The sequence below is a fragment of the Ectobacillus soli genome (genome assembly GCF_042610425.1).
Lineage (GTDB): Bacteria > Bacillota > Bacilli > Bacillales > Bacillaceae_G > Ectobacillus.
This window is the reverse complement of record NZ_JBGJZM010000001.1, coordinates 2,168,765-2,183,103: the sequence shown is the minus strand read 5'-3', so window position 1 is coordinate 2,183,103 and position 14,339 is coordinate 2,168,765. Positions and strand designations below refer to the sequence as shown.

General features: G+C 40.1%; 14 protein-coding genes and 2 other annotated features. Of the genes, 10 read left to right on the top strand and 4 right to left on the bottom strand.

All coding sequences use genetic code 11. From position 1 onward, the window contains the following. The first annotated feature begins 35 nt into the window (after window positions 1-35). Entirely contained in the window at window positions 36-179 is a 144-nt protein-coding gene (locus ACAN53_RS11065) for a cytochrome C oxidase subunit III (RefSeq protein ID WP_379969901.1), read from the top strand. Between the two features lie 27 nt (window positions 180-206). Here ACAN53_RS11065 and ACAN53_RS11060 read toward each other — a convergent pair whose 3' ends face one another. From ACAN53_RS11060 to ACAN53_RS11050, 3 genes are all read right to left on the bottom strand, one after another. Continuing rightward, on the bottom strand, window positions 207-2,471 hold the full coding sequence (locus ACAN53_RS11060) for an ATP-dependent helicase (RefSeq protein WP_379969899.1): 2,265 nt from the start codon (window positions 2,469-2,471) through the stop codon (window positions 207-209). Between the two features lie 126 nt (window positions 2,472-2,597). Continuing rightward, window positions 2,598-3,110, bottom strand: a complete 513-nt coding sequence (locus ACAN53_RS11055; protein WP_379969897.1) for a 2'-5' RNA ligase family protein — start codon at window positions 3,108-3,110, stop codon at window positions 2,598-2,600. A gap of 77 nt (window positions 3,111-3,187) precedes the next feature. Continuing rightward, window positions 3,188-3,901 carry an alpha/beta hydrolase gene (locus ACAN53_RS11050; RefSeq protein ID WP_379969895.1) on the bottom strand — a complete coding sequence of 238 codons (714 nt, stop codon included), beginning with the start codon at window positions 3,899-3,901 and terminating at the stop codon, window positions 3,188-3,190. 117 nt (window positions 3,902-4,018) lie between these two features. Between ACAN53_RS11050 and ACAN53_RS11045 the strand changes: the two genes are divergently transcribed. Next, complete coding sequence (locus ACAN53_RS11045; protein ID WP_379969893.1) at window positions 4,019-4,900, top strand: DMT family transporter; 882 nt, start codon at window positions 4,019-4,021, stop codon at window positions 4,898-4,900. Here ACAN53_RS11045 and ACAN53_RS11040 read toward each other — a convergent pair whose 3' ends face one another. Beyond that, the gene (locus ACAN53_RS11040) at window positions 4,901-5,299 is read right to left on the bottom strand and encodes an Ig-like domain-containing protein (protein ID WP_379969891.1); all 399 of its coding nucleotides are present in this window, start codon (window positions 5,297-5,299) and stop codon (window positions 4,901-4,903) included. A 281-nt stretch (window positions 5,300-5,580) separates the two neighbouring features. After that, window positions 5,581-5,816, top strand: a binding site (T-box leader). Window positions 5,817-5,855: 39 nt separating this feature from the next. Beyond that, window positions 5,856-6,099: a binding site (T-box leader), on the top strand. 61 nt (window positions 6,100-6,160) lie between these two features. On the opposite strand from ACAN53_RS11040, the gene trpE reads away from it, so the two are divergent. From trpE to ACAN53_RS11000, 8 genes are all read left to right on the top strand, one after another. After that, window positions 6,161-7,579, top strand: a complete 1,419-nt coding sequence (trpE, locus tag ACAN53_RS11035; protein WP_379969889.1) for an anthranilate synthase component I — start codon at window positions 6,161-6,163, stop codon at window positions 7,577-7,579. Further along, the gene (locus ACAN53_RS11030; protein WP_379969887.1) at window positions 7,576-8,169 is read left to right on the top strand and encodes an anthranilate synthase component II; all 594 of its coding nucleotides are present in this window, start codon (window positions 7,576-7,578) and stop codon (window positions 8,167-8,169) included. Before trpE ends, ACAN53_RS11030 begins: the two co-directional genes overlap by 4 nt. Before the next feature lie 27 nt (window positions 8,170-8,196). Beyond that, a complete protein-coding gene (gene trpD, locus ACAN53_RS11025) occupies window positions 8,197-9,222 on the top strand; it encodes an anthranilate phosphoribosyltransferase (protein ID WP_379969885.1) in 1,026 nt (341 codons plus the stop codon). Beyond that, window positions 9,223-9,984, top strand: coding sequence for an indole-3-glycerol phosphate synthase TrpC (gene trpC / locus ACAN53_RS11020; protein WP_379969883.1), 762 nt, complete (start codon window positions 9,223-9,225; stop codon window positions 9,982-9,984). After that, window positions 9,981-10,589: a phosphoribosylanthranilate isomerase gene (locus tag ACAN53_RS11015; protein ID WP_379969881.1), complete on the top strand. Its 609-nt coding sequence runs from the start codon at window positions 9,981-9,983 to the stop codon at window positions 10,587-10,589. The genes trpC and ACAN53_RS11015 overlap by 4 nt, the downstream gene beginning before the upstream one ends. A gap of 4 nt (window positions 10,590-10,593) precedes the next feature. Beyond that, a complete protein-coding gene (gene trpB, locus ACAN53_RS11010) occupies window positions 10,594-11,787 on the top strand; it encodes a tryptophan synthase subunit beta (protein WP_379970314.1) in 1,194 nt (397 codons plus the stop codon). A 2-nt stretch (window positions 11,788-11,789) separates the two neighbouring features. Further along, window positions 11,790-12,569: a tryptophan synthase subunit alpha gene (gene trpA, locus ACAN53_RS11005; RefSeq protein ID WP_379969879.1), complete on the top strand. Its 780-nt coding sequence runs from the start codon at window positions 11,790-11,792 to the stop codon at window positions 12,567-12,569. A gap of 229 nt (window positions 12,570-12,798) precedes the next feature. After that, window positions 12,799-14,217 (top strand): putative bifunctional diguanylate cyclase/phosphodiesterase, encoded by a 1,419-nt coding sequence (locus tag ACAN53_RS11000; RefSeq protein ID WP_379969877.1) that lies wholly within the window; start codon window positions 12,799-12,801, stop codon window positions 14,215-14,217. Window positions 14,218-14,339: the final 122 nt, after the last annotated feature.

The window sequence follows — 14,339 nt, the reverse complement described above, 5'->3', positions numbered from 1 at the left end:
TAGAATAGAATTTGTACAAAAGGGGGGAGAGAAGTATGAAGCATCGTCCAAATCCAACCCTTCATCAATGGAATTATCAAATGCAACAGCAGGCATTGCAGGAAGGCTATGTAAAGAAAAAAGGCTGTAATTGTGGTGGAAAAAAGAAAGCGAAAGATTCCAAAAATGACTCTAAATAAAAAGCAGAGCGATTGATGCTCTGCTTTTTATTTTAAAAGTGGGGAAAGAAGGCGAGATGGATGAGCTGTTTTCCCGCGGCGCATCATCGGTACGGATACGAGCAAGGATTCTTTTGCTCGCGTCATAGCTACATAGGCGAGTCGCCGTTCTTCTTCGAGCGGCATTTCGTCGCCTTCTCGAAATGATTCTAACGAATAATCATGCGGAAGCGATCCATCTACTCCTCCTAGTACATAGACGTGCTTATATTCAAGCCCCTTTGCCTTGTGAATGGTTAGCATTTGCACTGCATCTTTGTAGGAGGCACTTCGTTTTTTTATTTCAGCAGTCATTGCAGTCATATGATCCGCATGTTCAAGAAGTTCGGGCAGCGTTTTGAATTTTCGTGCCACTACCTTTACATCTCGAATATCATCAGAGCCTTTCTCCATTTGATTGCCTTCACCGCCGCGTTTTTTAATAAACTCGGAAAATCCCATATCTTTCTCAATGATTTCAATGGCAGTAACAGGAGTTAGATTCCGCAGTTTGCGAAAAATTGGAACGATGCGCTGTAATTTTTTTTGCTGAAACGGCATAATGGAGGGAAGCTTGGCTAGAGCCGAAACGAGTGTACAATCCTCTAAAATGCTAATTCGTTTTAAATCCTGCATAACAGATTGCTTTAGAAAGAGAGCAGAAAGTAAATCTGCTAGAGCAGAGGTATCTTCTTCATTTACGCTAAGTCGCATAAAAGATAATAAATAACGTACGATTTTGCGCTTGTAAAAGGAGTCTGCACCCTGCTCCGTAGTAAACGGAATGGTAGACTGACAAAGACGCTCAAATATAGCCCGTGAAGCAGTGTTCGTTCGGTATAAAATAGCAAAGTCAGAGGGACGAGCCCCTTGTTCAATTCGTTCCTTTATGTCCGTTACAACAATCGTTGCTTCCTCTTCCTCGTCATAAGGAAAGAAGAAAGTGGGAGGGGAAGAAAGTTGAAATTGGGCCTTCATCTTCTTTGACCGCCGCTTTTTATTTCGCGTAATAACTTTATTTGCGGCCGTAACGATACTATGAGATGATCGATAATTTTCATGCAAGGTAATAACCGTAGCGTTCGGAAATTCCTCATCAAAATGTAAGATAAAGGATGGATCACTGCCACGGAATGCGTAAATCGACTGATCATCATCCCCTACTGCACAAATATTGTGTGCGGTAGAAGACAGAAGTTTAATAATTTCATATTGTACTTTATTAATATCTTGAAATTCATCAATAAGAAAATATTGAAAACGGCGTTGATAGCGTTCTAGCAACTCTTTATTTTCTAGCAACATATGATAGCAGCCAAGTAACATATCATCGAAGTCAAACTGGCCTTGTTTTGCTTTTTGTTCCTCATACCGTTTGTATAAATAAAGAACTTGTTCTTCCCACTTATCCTTTGGTGTAATGGTAGAAGAGGTTAACGTGTTTTTCCAATAGCTAATTTGCGCCATGCTTTGATCATATGGAAACTCCTTCTCATCCAGTCCAATTTCTGCCCCTGCATCCTTTAGTATTCTTTCAATTTGCCATTCATATTTAATTAAGGCGTTAGGCGAATAGCGTTGTGGATCGAAATGAAGCAGCATTTTGAAACAAATACTATGAAATGTTCCTACGGTAACGGAATGTAGGGCAAGGGGAGAAAGGCTTGAAAAGCGATGTAAGCGATCTTTCATTTCCTTAGCTGCCTTAGAAGTAAATGTAACAAGCATGATGGATTTCGGATCGATTCCTTTGGCTTGGATCATATAGGCAGTTCTTGCGGTAAGTACTCTCGTTTTTCCGCTACCTGCCCCTGCTAAAATTAACAGAGGACCTTCCGTACATTGTACCGCCTCATATTGAGCGGAATCGAGCGGAATCTGCTCTTCATTTAATATGTGATAAGAAGGCTGCTGGCTAGAGCCTGTAAACTGCTCAGTAGCTGTGTATGGTTGTACGTTCTTCCAAGAGGACGTCACATGTTCATCGTGAATCGCACGAGATATTGGGAATCGAAAGCCATCTCGTTCTACTGAAGCATGCGCAAGGACGGGCTCTTCTTTATTTGCTTTCATTTCTTCTTCGTTGCATGTATGTGCAGAAGAAATATGATAAAAATGAGGTGATTGGGAAATTCCAAGATATAGCTTTACAGGCTCGTGGCACGATGTACATGTTACTTCGCACTGCAGACTTGCTTCATACAATATTTGAAAGTGTTCGCGCGGGTAAGTTCGCAAATCAATAGTAGTATTATGATAACGTGCAACGTCCAATTCACGAGTCTCCTTTCCTTCTAAACGAAAATTCAATACCTTTCATATTATCATAGTAGATCCTAAAAAAGAAAGAGGTGGGCTAACAGGTTGTTCACCTGTTAGCCCACCTCTGGAATATGAATCTTATTTCTTTCCTAATTGAAATGTCTCAATTATTTTCCATGAATCGTCCTCTTGCTGAGAGATAAGGTGAAATTGGTCTACATTTTGTTCATACTGAAATTGCTTCATCTTCAATCTGCCAAATACATCTGCATGTTCTTGATCAGATAGATTTTGTGCTACGGTTATACAAGGTATAAAGGAAAAAGCCGGAGTTTGCGTAAAATAGCCACGATACATGGCTTCGTGTAAGGCTACAAGCTGCTCAGAAGGTTCAATTTTTAAATAAAGTGCGTTAGAAACAGGATAAGAGGTACTAATCTTAGTTACTTTTATTCCAAATGGCTGTATGTCTGCTGCAGTTTTCTTTAGGTACGCTACCATTTCAGTTGTGTCGGAGTCTACCGCCTCAAACGTACGCTTTATAGTAATATGAGGAGGAATGAGTGCATAATCCGTATCATATCGTTTCCGAAGATTATTCGCGCGATCCTGTATTTCCTGAGATGGGAAAATAACAATACCAAATTTCATGCTGGTGGCCTCCTTGTTACAGCTATGTATGTGCTGAGTTCTTTTTTAGTATATCAAAGAAACAACATACCGAAAGTTTAGAGTGTGAGCATGGAGGAAAATGCCGTTGGCAAGTCGTTTTGCCAATGCTTCCATGTATGATTGCCTTGAAACTCATGATAGTAATAGGCAATTGGTTTCGTTTTTAATAGTTCTCGAAGTTGGCGGTTAGGTGTGATAAAATTTTTTAATGTTCCATCTGATGTAGCAACCTGACTTTCTTCGGTTCCAATTACATGATAGATGTCTAAATCATGTGATGGAGACAGGGCGTTTGCTTGCTGCATGACCCTTTCATCGACATAGGGTGACTGTAGAATACATTTTCCAAATGTATGAGGATACATAAGAGAAGCTAATAAGGAAACCGTAGCTCCAAGAGAATCACCCAGTAAAATGCGTCCTTTTCCCATCTGATGCGTAGCGTAATGCCAATCGAGATACGGAGTAAGCTCATGGGCGAGAAACCGAATATAGGCTTGATTTTGTATGCCACTAGGATGATACTTATTTCTTCGGTCCTGTATATCTTTGTATGGAATACCAACAAAGATGGTAGGCTCTATTTTATGTTGCATGGATTCCAGTAAGCGGAGTACTTTTCCAAATTGAATATAATCTTGGCCGTCCTGAGCAATGACGACCGTATGATGATAAAGCGGTGTGTAGGCAGATGGCAAATAGACGAGCAGAAGAATGTCCTCTTGCAATGATTTACTATGGATTGTAACTTCGTGCACGCTACCTTGCATCTTATATTCTCTCCCCTATAACTAATGTTTTACTTACATAGTTTACCATACAAATAGCTGGGAAAGAAAATAGGAACCAGACATTGTGAAGATTAAATAAAGAGAGGAGATTTCATTTTGAATAAATCAATTGCACTTCCGTTAGCCATTTCCATTATTGCTGTTTCATTTGCTGCTATTTTTGTAAAAATGTCTAGTGCACCTTCCTCCGTTTTAAGTATGTACCGTTTATGGTTTGCAAGTTTACTGCTGCTTCCGTTTGTTTGGAAAAAAAGAGGGGAGTTTCGGAGTATTACGAAGAAAGATTGGCTATTCTTACTGTTATCTGGTTTTTTTCTAGCTCTTCACTTTCTATTGTGGTTTTCATCTTTAAAGCTCACTACTGTGGCTAGCTCAACAATTATTCTAGCTGTGCAGCCACTTATTTCACTGGCTGGTGGGTTTTTCATTTTTCGTGAGCGTACAACGCTAGCATCGCTTGCAACAATTGTGCTTGCAATCTTGGGTGTTGCATTCATTGGTTGGGGAGATATTGGATTAGGTAAAGCCGCTCTTTTGGGAGATTTTCTTTCCTTTTTAAGTGTAGTTGCAGTTGTTGTCTATTTATTGATTGGACAAAATGCAGTAAAAAAACTGTCCCATTGGATTTATAGTTTTACCGTGTTTGCAGGGGCAGCCTTGTTTCTTACCATCTATAACATGGTGACGGCAACGAAATGTTTTGGATATTCGTCTCATGATTGGACCATGTTCGTGCTACTCGCAACAGTGCCAACGCTATCCCATGTAATTAGCAATTGGCTATTAAATTATGTGAATGCTACAACAATTTCAATGAGTATTTTAGGAGAACCTGTAGGAGCCACCCTTTTAGCTGTTCTTCTTCTTGGTGAAAAGCTAATTGGTATTCAAATGGTTGGTGGCATCCTCGTATTAGCTGGTGTATTTTTCTTTCTCATGCAGCAGGTTGGAAACAAAGAGGTTTCAGAAGGCATTTGATTACTTGTTTGTAGTTAGATAGCTTGTAACTGTAATAATGCAAAGGTCACGAAATTGTCCGTCGTTTGTTGTTACAATTACAATTGTTTTGCCGGCGTTTTTTGCTTTCACATGAATATGATCATGATGAAACGTTGCTTCCACAATGTCTTCGTTCGTAATGGCCCATTTTAATTGGGGAGCCAAAGCTTGATCCGGAAGAATTGTTATATACAAATCGTCTGTTTGGCCAACCTTTAATTTAAGCTTAGATCGACTAAAGTGAACACCAATAACAGGTACGATATTAGAAGCTAACATTAGATGTGGGTTTTCACTATTCGTCATCGGCATTGAAACGGATGAAGGAAAATGTACGATGCTTCCACTGCTTTTAAATTCCTTATGTCTCAAAATCATGAAAATCCCCCCTTTGGCTTGTATTACAATTTATATTACATAATAAGTGTTACAGTACATTTAAATAAAAATGAAGAAAATATTAAGTTTTTTAAGAAAAACAGAGGAATATCACTATATTTGTCGAATAGGTATATATTACACACAATTTGAGAAAATAAAAAAATAAATTTAGAAAAAAGTCATGGTTGACGTAGGGAATTTAATATACTACAATCAACTAGAAATTACTTTAATGTTGCACTTTTGATTTGGAAGTATGTATAATCGAAGGCAACAATGAATAAGCGTTGAAGAAGAAAAGTACATATTTTCGTCATTTCAGAGAGCTGATGGTCGGTGCAAATCAGTATGTGCGTAATATGGAATGGGCTTCGGAGCTTCCAAACCGAATGTAGAGTAGGCTTTGGCGAACGGTCTCATCGTTATAAGAGACACGTATTCGAGTTAGGAATACGCAAAGTGAGTTACGAAGGTAACTAACGAAGGTGGCACCACGGGGTTTCTCGTCCTTTTTGGATGAGGGCCCCTTTTGTATTTTTTAATAATTAAATGACACAAATCGTTGAGTAAGAAGAGTATGTATATCTGAGACGTTCCAGAGAGTCGGGGATAGGTGAGAGCCCGGTGCGATGCGGTATACAGAATGGGCTTACGAGAGGTATTCTGAACTAGTTAGTAGGTTTACCCGGGCTTTCCGCCGTTACAAAGGATAGGGTATGATTTGTACCCGAAAAGAGGAACTTGCCATAGGTAAGTTCAACGTGAGGTGGCACCGCGGTAGAGATATCGTCCTTTTGCATAATTGCAAAAGGACTTTTTTTATACAATTTTACATGCTGAGAGAGGATGAGACGAAGGATGATAACAAAAGAGCAATTTGAAATAAAGCAAAAAGAAAACGCGTTATTTTACATCATAGAAGAGATGGAGGGAGACGATGTAACGCCCGTTTTACTTTATAGCCGCTTAGAAGGAACAAAGAAATTTTTGCTAGAAAGCTCGCTCAGCCATGAAGATAAAGGACGGTACTCATTTATTGGCAGCAATCCTTATGCAGAAGTAAAAAGCAGAGGAGAGCATGTAGAAATTGTAACGGAACATGGTACAGAGTACAGAGAGCAGAAAGTGTTAGATGTTGTGGAAGAACTACTTGCTTTCACAGAAATGGAAAGTCCGTTTCCGTTTACAGGTGGTGCTATTGGCTATATCGGCTATGATGTCATCAGACAATACGAGGTACTGGGCGAGATGAATGAAGATGAACTAGATATGCCTGAAGCACATCTATTATTTTACAAAATGTTCGTGGTGTTTGATCATAAATTTCAAAAGGTGAGCATCGTCTATGTGTATCGGAAGAATGAGACGATGTCCTATGAAGAAATACAAGAAGTAATCACAAAAACGAAGGAGCATTTATTCAAGCAATCTCCTATTGCCAAGATAACTACAGAACTAGAAGGAACTTTTACTTCAAACGTTACCCAGGAGCAGTTTCATGAAATAGTAGAAGCTGCTAAAGAATACATCCGAGCAGGAGATATTTTTCAAGTTGTGTTATCACAGCGTATTCATACTTCCTTCCAAGGAAATCCATTTGGATTGTATCGTAGACTTCGCGTGACCAACCCATCACCGTATATGTTCTATGTAGATTTTGATTCATACGTGGTGCTTGGTTCCTCACCAGAAAGTCTTCTTTCGGTAAAAGGTAGAAAGGTAACAACCAATCCAATTGCAGGCACGCGTCCACGCGGAACAACGAAGGAAGAGGATATCCGGGTTGCAGACGAGCTACTACATGATGAAAAGGAAAAGGCAGAACATCTCATGCTGGTTGATCTTGGTAGAAATGATGTCGGCTATGTGAGTGAAATTGGATCGGTTACACTTGAAAAATTTATGAACATCGAACGATACTCCCATGTGATGCACATTGTATCGGAAGTGACAGGCATACTTCGGGAAGATGTTACGTGCTTAGATGCACTTAAGCAATGCTTGCCAGCAGGAACGGTATCAGGAGCTCCGAAAATACGAGCGATGACTATCATCGATGAACTAGAATCGGTTAAACGCGGTGTCTATTCTGGAACGGTTGGGTATATTTCGTTTAATGGAGATATGGATATGGGACTTGCTATTCGGACGATGGTTGTTAAGGATCAGAAGGCATACATTCAAGCAGGAGCAGGTATTGTATATGATTCAAACCCGGAAAGTGAGTATCATGAAACATTAAATAAAGCGAGAGCATTGTTGGAGGTGCTGAAATGATATTATTACTTGATAACTACGATTCCTTTACGTATAACCTGTATCAGCTAATCGGACTGTGCAATACAAATATTAAGGTTGTGCGCAATGACAAAATTACCATTGAAGAAATTGAAACGATGAATCCGGAAGCAATCATTATTTCACCAGGACCTGGACGACCAGAGGATGCCGGTATTTGTGTGGATGTTATTCGAAAATTTTATCGGAATATTCCGATTCTTGGTATCTGTCTTGGTCATCAAGCAATTGTGCATGCATTTGGCGGTGAAGTCGTTCGTGCCAAACATGTTAAGCACGGAAAAACATCTCTGCTTCGTCATACAGGGACTTCCATATTTGAATATGTAAAGCAACCACTCACCGCGATGCGTTATCATTCACTCGTAGCAAAGCGTGAAACATTGCCATCTGCATTTGAAGTTCTTGCAACTGCCATGGATGATGGGGAAATCATGGCAATTAAACATCATTATCATCCTTTATTTGGATTACAATTTCATCCAGAATCTATTGCAACTGAAGAAGGAAAACGAATGATTGAACAATTTCTAGCTTATGCATCTGAATCCGTTGGAGAAACGCGTTAATACAAGATAAACTAAGGGGGAGAAATCATGAATTTATATTTACGTAAATTGATTGAACAAAAGGAATTAAGTGAACAGGAAACGTATGAAGCAGGTATAGCTATGCTAGAAGGAGAGGCGAAGGATACGGAAATTGCTGCTTTTCTTGTCGGCTTAAAGTCAAAAGGGGAAACAGCAGATGAAATTTATGGCCTTGTAAAGGCACTACGGGAAAAGGCGCTTCCGTTTTCGAACACGATAAGCGGTGCAATGGATAATTGCGGAACAGGCGGAGACGGGGCGCAAACATTTAATATAAGTACAACTGCTGCATTTGTTCTGGCAGGAGCAGGAGTAAAGGTCGCAAAGCATGGCAACCGCGCTGTATCCAGTAAAACGGGGAGTGCAGATGTGTTAGAAAAGTTAGGTGTAAACATTACTTGTCCGCCAAGCCAAGTAAAGCAGCTTCTTGAATCGGTTGGTATATCATTTTTATTTGCACCAGCTGTTCACCCGAAACTAAAGGGAATTATGAAGGTACGTAAAGAGCTCAACATTCCAACAATTTTCAATTTTATCGGACCGCTTACGAATCCAGTGGCGCTAGAAACGCAGCTTGTCGGTATTTACAAACGAGACATGCTCGTTCCAATCGCAGAGGTTCTTCGAAAAATCGGTATAAAGCGCGCCGTAGTTGTAAATGGAAATGGCTTTCTCGATGAAGCATCTTTGCAAGGAGAAAATTATATTACGTTTCTTCATGATGGTATCATTGAAGAAATGGTAGTCAATCCGGAAGAACTTGGCCTACAACTTGCAGATAACAGCCAAATACGCGGCGGATTACCAGAAGAAAATGCAGTCATTACAAAAGAGGTGCTAGAAGGAAAACAAGGTGTCCATCGGGATACAGTCGTATTAAACGCAGCGCTTGCTCTGTTTGCTAATGGCAAAGCAGATAGCATACAAGAAGGGGTCGAACTTGCGAAAGAAAGTATTGATTCCGGTAAGGCGTTAGCAAAGCTACAGCAACTAGCGGTAGAAAGTAACAAAATGGCAGAGGAAGTGAAATAAATGACGACGATTCTAGATACCATTGTTGCCCAAAAACGAATTGAAGTAGAAGAACTTCGTCGTAATGGGTTTTCGGATGAAACTGTAAGAGCACATGCTTCTTTAGTAGAAAAACTGAAGAGTAAGAGTCTTACTATCATTTCAGAAATTAAACGTGCTTCTCCGTCTAAGGGAGATTTAAATGTTCATGTCGATGTAGAAAAGCAAGCGAAAACGTATGAACAACTCGGTGCAGGTACGATTTCAGTTTTAACAGATTCGATGTTTTTTAAAGGATCGTTCCAAGATTTAACGAATGTACGGAAAGTAGTAGATATACCGCTATTATGTAAGGATTTTATGATTGATGAAATCCAACTACAACGTGCAAATGCGGCTGGTGCGGATGTAATCCTTCTCATTGTAGCTGCGCTATCTCCAAAACGTCTGCAAGAATTGTATGATTATTCGAAAGGATTAGGACTAGAGGCCATTGTGGAAGTGCATAACGAGGAAGAGTTGCTCGCAGCGCTAGCAATCCATCCTGAAATTATTGGCGTCAACAATCGAAATTTAAAAACGTTTGAAGTCGATTTGCAAGCAACGGAAAAGCTAGGAGCTAAGGTGAAGGAAGCAGGCATTCTACTCATTAGTGAAAGCGGCATCCATTCCCGTGCCGATGTACTTCGCGTAAAAGAAGCAGGCGCAAATGGCATTTTAGTAGGAGAAGCACTAATGAAGGCCGGTTCCCTTGAAGATATGTTCGGAGTGTTAGGTGTATGAACGTAAAGATATGTGGCATAAAAGACGTAGAAACAGCAAAAGCAGCTTGTGAGTATGGTGCGGATGCCCTTGGTTTCGTGTTTGCACCGAGTAAACGGAAAATAACACCTGAAGAGGCAAAGAACATTATCAAGAAGCTACCAAGTGACGTACTGAAAGTAGGGGTTTTCGTCAATGAACCGGTAGAATCCGTAGAAGAAATTGCTTCATTTTGTAACCTAGACTTCGTTCAATTGCATGGTGATGAAGACAAGGCATACTTAGAGAAGCTTCATACTCCTTTCATTCAAGCATTCGGAGTTAGTAACGAGCAGGAAGTAGAACAAGCACTCACAAGTAAAGCCTCCTACATTTTGCTGGACAGTCCAAAAGGGGTATACCACGGCGGAAATGGAACGTCCTTTTCATGGGATATTCTGCGCATGCTCACAAACGAGCAGCGTAAACGCTTAATTCTTGCAGGAGGACTTAACACGGATAACGTACAAGATGCCATAAAGATTGCAAAGCCTTTCATGGTCGATGCAAGCAGCAGCTTAGAAACCAATGGAATAAAGGACATAGAAAAGATACGACAATTTATTCAAAAAGTGAAGGAGTGCTAATATGATTACTTATAATTATCCCGATGAATTAGGCCATTACGGTCAGTACGGCGGACGTTATGTTCCCGAAACGCTTATGCAGTCAGTATTGGAACTGGAGGCAGCTTATAAGGAAGCGATGCAAGATGAAGAATTCCTTAAAAAAGTGAACTATTATTTAGAACAATATGTTGGACGAAAAACCCCCCTTTATTTCGCAGAAAACATGACGAAGCTTCTTGGCGGAGCAAAGATTTATTTAAAGCGGGAAGACCTAAATCATACAGGAGCACACAAAATTAATAATACAATCGGACAAGCCTTGCTTGCAGTACGAATGGGGAAAAAGAAAATTGTAGCAGAAACAGGTGCAGGTCAGCACGGCGTTGCTACGGCAACTGTTTGTGCCTTACTCGGCCTTGAGTGTGTCATTTTCATGGGTGAGGAAGATATTCGCCGCCAACGTCTGAATGTATTTCGTATGGAACTACTTGGTGCGAAGGTAGAGAGTGTGTCTTCAGGGAACGGAACGCTTAAAGATGCTGTAAACGAAGCGCTTCGCTACTGGGTTACGCATGTGCAAGATACGCATTATATTATGGGATCAGTACTTGGGCCACATCCATTTCCGCAAATTGTACGCGATTTTCAAAGTGTCATCGGTAACGAAACGAAGGAACAATATGCGGCGGTGGAAGGAAAATTACCAGATGCTATTGTTGCATGCGTAGGTGGCGGAAGTAATGCAATGGGCATGTTCTATCCGTTCATCCAAGACGAAGACGTGAAGCTATATGGAGTAGAGGCAGCAGGACTAGGGGTGGATACAGAACAACATGCGGCTACCATTACGAAAGGGTCCGTTGGGATTTTGCATGGCAGTATGATGTACTTACTTCATGATCAGGATGGACAAGTGCAGGAGCCGTATTCGATCTCAGCTGGTTTAGATTATCCTGGCGTAGGACCAGAGCATAGTCTTCTTAAGGATATCAAGCGTGTGGAATACTATTCGGTTACAGACAAGGAAGCAATTGATGCGCTCGTATTTCTCTCTCAAAAGGAAGGAATTATTCCAGCACTTGAAAGCTCGCATGCGATTGCTTATGCAATGAAGCTCGCACCGACGATGAAAAAGGATGAAGGACTTGTTATTTGTCTTTCAGGCCGCGGTGATAAAGATGTTGAAAGCGTAAAAGCATACTTAGGAGGGGAATAATCATGGGAGAACAAAATATAGAACGAGCATTTTTAAATATAAAAGAACGCGGCGATAAAGCATTCGTGCCATATATTATGGCAGGAGACGGCGGGCTTACTAAGCTACAAGAGAATATTACATTTCTAGATAAAGCGGGAGCTACACTCGTTGAGATTGGTATTCCCTTTTCTGATCCGGTTGCAGACGGTCCAACGATTCAACGTGCGGGGAAACGAGCATTAGACGGAGGAACAACGCTGGATGGAATTTTCCAAGCATTGCAAGAAGTACGACCAAATGTAACATTGCCCTTCGTACTTATGACCTATATGAATCCGATTTTTGCATATGGTATTGAACGCTTTATGGCGAAATGCCAAGAAGCCGGTGTGGACGGACTGATTGTACCTGATCTTCCATATGAGGAAAAAGGAATTTTAACGGAAGCGATGCGTGGGAAGCTTGCCCTTATCCCACTTGTAACATTAACGAGCCCACTTGAAAGAATTACAAAGATTGTGAAAGAAGGGCAAGGATTTATTTATGCCGTAACCGTTACAGGGGTAACAGGGGCGCGAAGAGAATTTCAAGAAAGTTTATTTACATATTTAAAGCAAGTGAAGGAACTTAGTTCTCTTCCTGTCCTTGCTGGATTTGGGATTTCATCACCGGATCAAATCAAATTAATGGATGATGTAACCGATGGGGTTGTTGTCGGAAGCCGGATTATTGAGCTGCTAGAACAAGGAAAATACGAGGAAATTGAAGTACTTATTCACGCAACTAAGCACGTGATGTAAAATGAAATAGATAAAAAGGCAGGGGCAAGTACGTAGTTGCTTCTGCCTTTTTTGCTGAGGGAGCAGTAATTTGTGTATGTTTCATTCATCAAAATGTGGAAATTGTTCGACAGTTATTCTTTTTAGATAGGTTTGTATAGTATATATATAAAATAAGCAACCTAGTTTTCTTATTTTTTAGTACAATAGGATTAAAGATATTGTAAATTTATTTGTTATATAGAAAGGAATGGGGGGCGTTATTCTGGTTCAATTTTTTCTCTCTTTTCTTACTGTAATGCAGCTGGATATGATATGGGTTCAGTCTATTCTTTGGCTATTTCTCCTAGCGTTACTCATTAGTATTGGGCTTTTAGTAAAAAAGAATTCCTCCTTATTATTAAAGCGTAGCACATTAGATACAATCACGAAATTGCCAAATCGTTATGGGCTTGAGAAAGAGATTACGAATCTATACTTTACTGAAAATAATAAGGTTGCATTACTTATCATTCATGTGAAGAGAATTCAATATGTGAATATACATCTAGGCTTTGCAATAGGCGATGAGATGCTTTATAGCGTAGGAGAACGATTAAAGAAACAAATTGGTGAAATCGGTTACCTTTCAAGACTTTCAGGAGATCGGTTTGCCTTGTTAGTGACAAGTAGCAGTGTACAAGATGTTTCTCCAACGTTGGAAATGATACAAAGCAATCTGAAACAACCATTTTCGATAGGAGGGCAACTATTTTATCTTTCTTGCAGCGTCGGATATGCAATATCAACGTTTGAAGAACGTGAGAAGAGCTTACAGCGTGCAGAGCTTGCCCTTCTATATGCAGAGAAAATGGGCCGGACGATCAGCGTGTACGAACCTTCTATGAAGAAAGAAATAACGGATCAAATCAAGCTTACACTAGAATTACAGCGTGCTGTAACCAACCAAGAATTCGTGCTCTATTATCAGCCGCAAATTAATACACGTACGCAAAAGCTGAGCGGTATGGAAGCTTTAGTTCGGTGGAATCATCCTGAAAAGGGAATAATATCTCCTGCTACATTTATTCCTACTGCAGAAGAGACGGGTCTTATTATCCCATTAGGAAAATGGGTGCTGTTTGAGGCGTGCCGCCAATGTGCCCAGTGGAAAGAGGAAGGGTATAGTATTGGTAGGTTAGGGGTAAACGTCTCTCTTGTACAATTTGTTCAAGATGATTTTATAGAAATTGTTGAGGATGCGCTTAAACAGACGGGGCTAAACCCTAAAGACTTGGAGCTTGAATTAACAGAATCCATTAGTATGGAACAAGATGCGAAAGCGATAGAAAAACTTAAGAAGCTACATCACTTGGGTGTGCGCGTTAGCATTGATGACTTTGGAACAGGTTATTCAAATTTGCAATACTTGCAACAATATCAAGTACATACGATCAAAATTGCACCGCAATTTGTTACAGAACTTGCATTTAGCTACCGGAATAAATGGATTATTTCGGCTATCACATTTTTGGCAGAGCAGTGTAATGTAAAGCTCATTGCTGAAGGGGTTGAGACCGTAGAGCAATTAGCCTTTCTCAACTCGTTAAATTGTACACATGTGCAAGGCTATTACTTTAGTCCCCCACTTCCGTCAAACGAGTTTGTTTCGTTTGTTGGAGCTATTTAAGTCCTATTCTTTCCTTTACCAAATATAAAGGAAAAAGTAGGGCTATTTTTTTGCAATTGCAAATCTGTAATAATACTATTTGATATTATGGTAAACTGTTATATAATAGATTTACAAATCAA